The sequence below is a fragment of the Paraclostridium dentum genome (assembly GCF_012922555.1).
Taxonomy (GTDB): domain Bacteria; phylum Bacillota; class Clostridia; order Peptostreptococcales; family Peptostreptococcaceae; genus Paraclostridium; species Paraclostridium dentum.
This window is the reverse complement of record NZ_WIPK01000116.1, coordinates 1-478: the sequence shown is the minus strand read 5'-3', so window position 1 is coordinate 478 and position 478 is coordinate 1. Positions and strand designations below refer to the sequence as shown.

Here is a 478-nt window from a genome sequence, read left to right as displayed (position 1 = left end):
CAAGAGACGGATGCATGGCTCTTCTCAGGCGAGACGCTCAACTCTTACAATGGTGAAGTGGAAGTTGTAACAGTTGACGCCAGTGTAAATACCATCAGTCCGTTCAACATCAGAGATTCCGCCGTCGGTGGACCTCCGGTCTACCTGCCTGTAGTGGAAGGGGATGCTGCAGGAGCCTTTTGTCCCCACATAGCTGATGAGGGCCGAACTTGATGCCGGCACCGGAATCATACTCTCTGCCGTCACCGACGTCGTGTTGCTTTCGGTGTTTTCCCACTGCATCGTCGTGCTTATCTCGTGGGTGACCGAGATGGAGGCTTCGGAAATCAGCGGCAACCCGAAGGTGATGCTGCTGGTGACCGCCGTAGAAAGAGACAAGCTCCGGGTGAAGGTATACGACGCCTCCTCACTATAAGTGATGGAGACTTTGAGCTCAGCCTCGGTGGTCTTGTCGTTGAAGAGCGTGGCGGACCCCGCC

General features: G+C 55.6%; 1 protein-coding gene. It reads right to left on the bottom strand.

The genetic code is table 11. The features are described from left to right. Positions 1 to 24: 24 nt before the first annotated feature. On the bottom strand, positions 25 to 478 hold a 454-nt coding region (locus GFJ41_RS18030), incomplete at its 5' end, for an aerolysin family beta-barrel pore-forming toxin (protein ID WP_170076016.1).